Consider the following 8,479-nt stretch of genomic DNA (forward strand, 5'->3'; position numbering starts at 1 on the left):
TTAGTTCTCATTACCACTAGTGAGACGTTCCTACCTGGGAAAACCGGAAAACAAAATTCACGCCGGTTCCATCGCGTGCACGACTTGCCCGGCACGCAGGCGAACCAGTTGGTCGGCGATGTCGAAATAACGGTCGTCGTGGCTGATCACGATGATGGTCTTGCCCAGGCGCTTGAGGTCCGGCAGCAGCTCGGTATAGAAAATGCGGCGGAACGCCGGGTCCTGGTCGGCGGCCCATTCGTCGAACACCAGCACCGGGCGTTCTTCCAGCCAGGCGTTGACCAGGGCCAGGCGCTTGCGCTGGCCGGTGGACAGGTCAGTGGTGCTGAATACCCCATCCTTCACGCTGACCTTGTGCGCGATCTCCAGGCGCTCCAGGTACTTGGCGGCGCTGTCCAGCGACTGCGTGGCGCTGCCCTGCACCAGGTCATCGAACAGGTAGTAGTCGGAGAAGATGGTCGTGAACAGTTGGCGATAATCATCGCGATCCGGCGCGCTCACGGCCTCGTCGTTGAGGCGGATTTCACCGGAGTGGGGCGGGTACAGGCCCAGCAGCAGCTTGATCAGCGTGGTCTTGCCGCTGCCGTTTTCGCCGACGATAAACACGATATCGCCCTGCTTGATGCTCAGGTTGATCGGCCCCAGGTGGAAGGGCGCGCTGCCTTCCACGGCCGGTGGGCTGTAGCTCACCTCGCGCAGTTCCAGGCTGTTGACCACCGGCGTGGGTGCTTCGCTGTCGTCCATCAACAGGTGCGGCTCAGGCGACGAGAAACGTTCGGACAGCTCGCTGATGCGGCCAAAGGCAATCTTCGCCTTGCCCACCACCGGCAGATAACCCAGCAAGTGTTCCAGTGGGCCTTTCATGTACAGCAGCACCAGCACGAAACCGGTGATCACCGTCGGGTCCGGGTTGGGGTTGTAGGCTTGCATCGCCAATGCCAGGCCGATGACCACAAAGAACAGCATCGAACCAAAGGTCTTGGCCAGGATGTAGATGTTCACCGAACGCACCTGGATATCGCTGATGCGGTCGGCGGTTTCCTGGATGCGGTGGGTGTTCATGCGAAAGCGTCGCGGCCGGTGCATGCGCAGTTCCTTGGCGCCGGAGGCAATCGCGTTGTAGTAGCGCTGCAACTCATCCTCGTGGGTGCGCGCCAGGTCGAACCCCTGGATGCCTTTGCCACCGGCAATGAACTGCACGGCGCTGCCGATGATGATTGCCACCACCATCATCAGGAACATCGGCACCGACAGGTAGGCCAGGTAGCCCAGGCAACCGAGGGTCACGGTGGCGGCAATCGCCAGCGGCGTGAACGCGAAGGAAAAGTCGCTGATGGTGTCGACGTCATGGGTCAGCACCGGGATCAGCCGGTGGGAGCGGTAGCGCTCGATCTGCCCGATGGGCGCCGACAGCACCTTCTCGCCCAGGTCTTTGCGCAGGGCGGCAATGATGCGTTGCCCGACGTAATTGGTGCCGATGTCCGAAATGATCGAACTGACCAGTGCCACCACACACAGCGCCGCAAAGGTCAGGACCACGCCCTGGGTCATGCCGTTGGCCGAGTGCAGGGCATTGTTGATGGTGGCCAGCAGCAACGTGATGGCCAGGCCGCCGACCATGCCGAGGGCGACGGAAACCGTCACGATGGCACGAAAAGGCCTGAGCAGGGCGAGCAGGCCATGGAAGGCGCCGCGTTTGGGGTTGGTCATAAATACATCCCGGAGAGTGAAAAATGGGGCTGGGCACACAGACCCTTACCCATGACAAACGAAGCGCCGGGGCGAGTATTTAGCGCGATGTGCCAGGCGGTGGCCGTGGTGGATAAATCGGCGGGGGGCTGGTTCGTTCTTGTTCTGTAGGCGCACGTGCATCAAGGCCGCGCGCAGTTCATCCAGCGAGAGCGAAACAATGACGAAAAAGAACCTGGTGTATGTCTGGTCCCTGAGAAATGCCGCCGCCGACAAGGCCGGGCAGCCAGTGGCCTACAAGGACCATGAGCGCTACATGAAATCGGTGCTGGAGTTTCTGGTGGGGTCGCTCAACGACACGCCGCTGGGCCAGGCCTACAACCTGGTGGGCGTGGTGTACGACGATGACGAGCAGAACCCGCGCGATCAGCAGTTGGTCAAGGACTATGGCTTTGCCTACCAGCCGGGCCGCCAGTGGCTGTACCCCGCCGACCTGCGGGTGCAGGGCAACCTGGTCAACGACTTGCTATTGAGCGTGCCGTCCACCTACCGCCGCCTGCCACGGGGCAGCGCCGAGCATATCGCCGGCAAACAGGATTTCGAACGCCGGCTGTACGACACCCTGGTGGAACTGAAGGCAGACATCGTGGTGCTCGATGGCTTGCTGGTGATCCTCGATGAGCTGGTGCGCCCGGGCGCGCCGTTTGCGCGGCGCATCATGAACATCCACCCGGGCATCACCCGTATCGAATCGCCTTACGAACGTCGTGGCGCGTACGCCACCTGGAACGCCCTGTACGGCGCACGGGGCCAGGCGGTGGTGGACTGGGCGACCAAGGAAACCAAACCGTGCGAGCCGCTGTACCTCACCGGCGCCTCGTTCCACTACGTGGACAATGGCATCGACTCGGGCGAGGTGTTCCACGACGTGCTGAAAACCGAGATTTCCCCGGAAGACACCATCCTCGAACTGCGCTGGAACAACTTCAACAACAGCCTGTTCCCGGCGCTGCACGAAGGCCTGGAACTGCTGGCCAAACAGGCCTGAACAACCCCATCCCTATAGGAGCCGGGGGGGGGGGGGGGGGGGGGGGGGGGGGGGCCCCACCCCCCCCCCCCCCCCCCCGCGGGGGGGGGGGGGCAGGCGCGGGGGGTCGGGGGGGGGCCGCGCCCCCCCCCCCCCCCCACACCCCCACCCCCCCCCCCCCCCCCCCGGGGGGGGGGGGGGGGGGGTGGTGGCCCCCCCCCCCCCCCCCCCCCCCCCCCCCCGGCTCCTACAAGGGGAGGTGTTTACAGTTCGCGCACTACGCGAAACCCAATCCAGTCCCCGCGCGTCTGCGGGTAGATGTTGTTGCGATTACCCGAGCGCGAAAACACCGGCGCCTCACCCCAATCATTGCCCCGAATCTGGTAACTCTCGCAGTTCGGCTCCATCCACGCGCTGCCATCGGTAGGCGCGCCGATGTAGTTGGGGTGTTCGCAGTCAGCCACCCGCTCGTACACGTTGCCGTGCATGTCATACATGCCAAACGCGTTCGGCGGGTAGCTGCCGACCGGCGAGGAAAAGCTGTAGCCGTCCGCCGGGCCGTAGGTGTTGGCATGTTCGGCGATGCTGTAGCCCTTGCCCGCATCAAACGGGAACGGGAACGGCCCGGTGGTGCCTGCGCGTGCGGCGTATTCACGCTGGGCTTCGCTGACCATCTGGTACTTCTGCCCGGTCTTTTTCGACAGCCAGGCCACGTAGTTCTTTATGTCGTCCATGTCCATGCATACCGCCGGCTGGCGCGGCCCCTGGGGGTAGCGCGGCTTGCTGGCGATGCACTCGCGGCCCGGGCGGGTGTCGCCATCGGCGATCTTGACCCCGGTCTGGCGCACATAGCTGTCCCATTCGCCTGCGGTGACGTGGAAGCGGCTCATGGCAAACGGCTTGGCGAAGGTCACTTCATGCATCGGGCCTTCGTCGGGCTCGCGGCCGACTTCATCTTCCGGGGTGCCCATGGTGAAGGTGCCAGCGGGCAGCACCACCATTTCCGGGCAGTCCTTGCAGTCCTTGAAGACTTTGCCCGGTTGCGGCGTCGCCGCCTGGGCCAGGCCTGGCAGCCAGGCGCCGCACAGCGCGGTCAGCGTCAATGCGGCCAAGGGTTTGAGTCGGGAGGGGATCATGTGGGCGCCTCGTTCAAAGGAAGAAAAGGGGTTCATAGCCGCTGGCTCAGCAGGGTCATGAAGCGATGGATCTCATCCGAGCTGTTCAGCAGGCCGGGGGAGGTGCGGATCACAGGACCAACGTCGCGGTCCACCGCATCGATCACCACGCGGTTTTTCATCATGTGCGCGACGACGGCCTCGCTGTCCTGGCCCTTGACCCGAAAGAACGTAAACCCGGCCGACAGCTCGGGGCTGCGCGGGGTGACCAGTTCGATGTTGGGCCGCGTCAGCAGCTCACTCTTGAGTTCAGTGTTGAGTGCATGGATGCGCGCCTGCACCTGCGCCTTGCCCAACTGCAAGTGCAGCTTGAAGGCTTCGTCCGCCGCCCAGCGATGCTCGAACGCGTGGTAGCCGCCCGGAGTCATGGTGGTGGCGAAGTTGGTGTCTTCGGAAAAGGTCGGCACCATCGGCGTGACGTATTTGTTCTCGCTGTCGCGGGCGCAGACCAGGCCGGTGCCGCGCGGGCCGAACATCCATTTGTGGGTGCCGGCAATAAAGAAGTCGCAGTGCATGTCCGGAAAGTCCAGGTTTTCCACGCCGAGGCCATGCACGCCATCGACCACATAGAGGATGCGGTCCTTGTCGTCGCGATTGCGGTTGAGTGCCTGCACCAGCTTGCCGATCTCGCCGATCGGCAGCTTTACGCCACTGCCGGACTGCACCCAAGTCATGCCCAGCACTCGGGTATTGGGGCGGATGCTGCGCTCGATAGTGCCCAGCACTTCATCGGCGGAAACGTGTTGGGTGTCTTCGAACAGCGTGATCCGGCGCACCTGTGTGCCTTCCTTGGCCACACGAAAATCCAGCACGTTCTGGGTGGCGTAATGCTCGTGAACCGTGGTGAGGATTTCCTGGTCGGCACGCACCTTGATCCCGCCATAAATCATCGCCAGGCCTTCAGACGTGCTGCCAGTGAGGGCGATCTGCGCTGGCGTGGCGTTCAGGTAGCGACCCGCCCATTCACGCACCTGGCCTTCGCGTTTCCAGGTTTCCTCCAGGCCCCAGTCCATCGCCAGACCCGGGTTACGGTCGATTTGCAGGCGATAACGCTCGATGGCCTCGCGCACCGGCTTGGGGTGCGAGGCCACCAGGAAGTTGGAGAAGTGCAGGTAGTCCGGGTCCTGGTTGAACAGCTGCTTGAGCCCTGTCCATGGCGAGCTTGCTGCAAGGTCTGGCGCGGCGGCCAATGCCTGAGGGAGCAACGGCAGGCTGGCGGCGAATACGCCGGCCTGCTTGAGAAACGTACGGCGGTCGGTCATGGACACACTTCGTGGGTGATTAGCGATTGGCCAAGGGTTTGGCGGCTTTTTGTACCTGGTCCCACACTCGCAGGAAGTTGCCTCCCCACAGCTTGGCGATGTCGGCTTCGGAGTAGCCGCGCTGGATCAGTTCGGCCGTCACGTTGCGTACCTCGCCGACGTTCTCCCAGCCCTGCAGGCCGCCGCCGTCGTTGAAGTCCGACGCGATGCCGACGTGATCGATGCCGACCTTGCGCACGGTGTAATCAATCGCATCGCCCCAATCCTTGAGGCTGGCCTTGGGTTCCTCTTCGAGGATGGCGTACAGCCCCTGGGCGTACTGGCCGAACTTCTGCTCGGGCCAGGCGCTGATGATCGCGTCACCTGGCATCAAGGCCATGGCCAGGTTGGGCAGGGGAGGCAGGTCGAAACGTGCGCGCAGGGCGTTGAGCTTGTCCTGGGTCGGCTGGCTCAGCGGGCGCAGATAAGCCGGGAAGCCCACCACTTGCACTACGCCGCCGCTGTTCTTGATCAGCTGCAGTTCCTTGTCGCTGAGGTTGCGCGGGATATCCACCGACGCACGCGGCGCCGAGTGGGACGCGACCATCGGCGTGCGGCTCAACTGCGCCACCTGCTCCAGCGCCTTGGTCGACATCTGCGACACATCGATGATCACCCCCAGGTCATTCAGGCGATGCACCGCTTGCTTGCCGATGTTCGACAAACCGTCGAGGGCGTCCGGCGAGTCGTTGAAGAACGGCAGCGGGCGCGACGAATCGGACCAGGCGTTGTTGCCGATGTAGCTGAAGCCGAACATGCGCATGCCGCGCGCGGTCCACAGGTCCAGCTGGTTCAGGTCGTCTCCCAGGGGGTAGGCGTTGAGCATGCTGATAAAGATCGCGAACTTGCCTTCGCCATGCAGGCGACGGAAATCATCCGGTGTATAGGCAATGCCCACCTGGTTGGGGAAGTCGCGCACCATGCCCGAGAGGATCTTGTAGCGCACCTCCTGCTGGTGCCGGGCCTCTTCGACAAAACCGTCGGTGGGCTTGTGCGGGGCGTTGGGGCCGTTCCACATCTCGGGCCAGCCGAAAATCGTCAGGGCCGCCCCCGACAAGCGCCCGCGTGCTGCCTTGGCCAGGTCGAACTGGCCGCTGCCGTCCTTGTCGGCTTCGTTCCCGGCCGTGCCGAAATCCAGGGGCACGGTGATGTGGCTGTCGAACGACAGCAGGCGATCCTGCATCTCGTTGGCCTGCTTGATCACTTCCAGCGGGTAGCCGGCATTGCCACGGAACCAATGGTCCCAGGCCAGGAAACCCGCACCGGCACCGATGGCCAATGCCAATGGCAGGCCGATGAACAGCGCCTTTTTCGAACGTGGTTTTGTCATTGCCATCTCAGTCAGTTGAGGCCTTTGCTATCAGGGAAGAACGAGCGATGGCAGGGGAAATTTAGGTGGCGGCGCCACGCCGGTAAATTTCACCGGGCTGCAAACGTTCTAGCTCTGATTAAGCCGTTTCCTAAGGTAGACAATGACGATCTCTCGACGTGGGTTCATCGCAGGCCTGGCGCTGACGGGCGCAGCCGTGCCAGCGGCCCTTTATGCCCATCGCGAGCTGACGCGTGAAGAAGAATTCCCGATCACCCCCGGCGAGGCCACGGTTGACCTTGCCGACACCCGTGGCCAGCACCTGGCGAATACGCTGCGGGGTGTCTGGAGCCTGCGCCTGGAAGGCCGCGATGCGGGGCTCAAGGGTTTGCCGCTCGAAGGCCTTGAACTGTTGCTCGACATCGCCCCCCGGGGCCGTGGCCTGCGTGGCTATCTGGACACTGGGGCCAACCTGCGCGCCGAAGGTGAGCCGCGCTACCGTGTACTGGGTGACCTGCTGACGGGCGATGGCGCGGTGCTCTACTGGCGGTTGATCGACCGCGATGCGGCGGCGGGTGAGCCTGCCTATGAATTCAAGATGACCCTCGACGAAGTCTGGAGCGAGTTTGGCAACGCTGGCAGCGGCACCCTCAGCGGGCAGATCCTCGACCTCGACCGCCCGCTGGCGTTGACCGAGCGTGACAACCGCTTTGTTGCGCACAAACAGCTGTTTCCCGAAGCCCGCCAGCGCATCGGCCTCAACCCGACCTTGCTGGCCTGGCTGATTTCCCCCGAGCACCGCCTGTTCCATCAGCTGTGGCACGCCTCCCGCGATCAATGGCACAAACTCACCGAAGAAAAACGCGAGGCCCTGCGCGGCATTGGCTGGCAACCCGGCCCGCGTGGCCAGGAGCGTGACGCCCGGGGCAAGCGCAAGGACCGCAACGGCTCGGGCATCGACTTCTTCTTCATGCACCGCCACATGCTCGGCACGGCGCGCTCCATGCAAGACCTGCCGTCCTGGCCGCAGTTTCCCGAACCGCAGCCGGCGCTGGAGCGTGACCGCCTGGGCTTCGTGCGCTACTTCGACAACAGCGACGGCTTTGCCCTGCCACCCACCTGGTCAGCCCCCGACGATGCGGACTACACCCAGTGGGTCAGCGACATCAAGGCCGCCGAGACCTACCACAGCAATTTCCAGGTGTGGGAATCCCAATACCGCGACCCGCGCTACCTGGCCAAGCTGACCCTGGGCCAGTTGGGCTCCGAGATGGAACTGGGCCTGCACGACTGGCTGCACATGCGCTGGGCCTCCGTGCCCCGCGACCCGTCCAACGGCGGCCCGGTGCCCTTTGCCCGCGACCCCGCGGACTTCGCCGCCCGCTGGTACGCGGCTGAGAACGACTTCCTTGGCGACCCGTTTTCTTCCCACGTAAACCCGGTGTTCTGGCACTTCCACGGCTGGATCGACGACCGCATCGAAGACTGGTTCCGCGCCCACGAGCGCTTCAACCCGGGCGAGGTCAGCCGGCTGGAGGTCAACGGCGTCGCCTGGTTCGCCCCGGGCCGTTGGGTGGAAGTGGCAGACCCCTGGCTGGGCCCGGACACCCACGGTTGCAGCACCACCCCCGGGCTGCAGGTGGGCAAGTCGATGGAGATGGACCCGGAGGTCATGAAGCTGGCCCTGCGCATTACCTTTGGCGCCGATGAAGACGTGCTCAAGGGCTTGTTCAAGCGTGTGCCGAAACGGCCGTGGTATGCACGCAACTTGAAGCTCAAGTGAGTCATTCGATCGCTCCCACGCTTTATCGTGGGAGCGCTCAAAAAAACCTGAATTTAAATTGAACCCGCTCTGATCCGCGCTTGTCCCCGCTTCCCATGTCACCCCCCGCGCTGCAAATCCCTTAATTTCCCAACCCTGTCGGAAGCCCCTCCAGGCCCCCGGCTGCGCCCGCATTTTTTACCGGGCCACCAGCAC

General features: G+C 63.9%; 6 protein-coding genes. 2 read left to right on the plus strand and 4 right to left on the minus strand.

What is annotated here, in order from left to right; all coding sequences use genetic code 11:
• Window positions 1–57: 57 nt before the first annotated feature.
• Window positions 58–1,710, minus strand: coding sequence for a cyclic peptide export ABC transporter (locus tag ACVWVP_RS29090; protein WP_178925977.1), 1,653 nt, complete (start codon window positions 1,708–1,710; stop codon window positions 58–60).
• Window positions 1,711–1,909: 199 nt separating this feature from the next.
• Here ACVWVP_RS29090 and ACVWVP_RS29095 point away from each other — a divergent pair, with 199 nt between their 5' ends.
• The gene (locus ACVWVP_RS29095; RefSeq protein WP_259175722.1) at window positions 1,910–2,737 is read left to right on the plus strand and encodes a N(5)-hydroxyornithine transformylase PvdF; all 828 of its coding nucleotides are present in this window, start codon (window positions 1,910–1,912) and stop codon (window positions 2,735–2,737) included.
• Between the two features lie 242 nt (window positions 2,738–2,979).
• Here the strand turns inward: ACVWVP_RS29095 and pvdO are convergent, their stop codons facing one another.
• Genes pvdO through pvdM form a run of 3 tightly spaced genes read right to left on the minus strand, consistent with a single transcriptional unit; the run spans window position 2,980 to window position 6,522 of the window.
• Window positions 2,980–3,852, minus strand: coding sequence for a dihydropyoverdine dehydrogenase (gene pvdO, locus ACVWVP_RS29100; RefSeq protein WP_457409485.1), 873 nt, complete (start codon window positions 3,850–3,852; stop codon window positions 2,980–2,982).
• Between the two features lie 32 nt (window positions 3,853–3,884).
• The gene (gene pvdN / locus ACVWVP_RS29105) at window positions 3,885–5,153 is read right to left on the minus strand and encodes a pyoverdine-tailoring periplasmic protein PvdN (protein WP_457409487.1); all 1,269 of its coding nucleotides are present in this window, start codon (window positions 5,151–5,153) and stop codon (window positions 3,885–3,887) included.
• Window positions 5,154–5,172: 19 nt separating this feature from the next.
• Window positions 5,173–6,522, minus strand: coding sequence for a pyoverdine-tailoring dipeptidase-like protein PvdM (gene pvdM / locus ACVWVP_RS29110; protein ID WP_457409489.1), 1,350 nt, complete (start codon window positions 6,520–6,522; stop codon window positions 5,173–5,175).
• Between the two features lie 142 nt (window positions 6,523–6,664).
• Here pvdM and pvdP point away from each other — a divergent pair, with 142 nt between their 5' ends.
• Window positions 6,665–8,284, plus strand: a complete 1,620-nt coding sequence (gene pvdP, locus ACVWVP_RS29115; RefSeq protein ID WP_178924904.1) for a pyoverdine maturation tyrosinase PvdP — start codon at window positions 6,665–6,667, stop codon at window positions 8,282–8,284.
• Window positions 8,285–8,479 lie beyond the last annotated feature (195 nt).

This window comes from Pseudomonas sp. TE24901 (genome assembly GCF_054058375.1).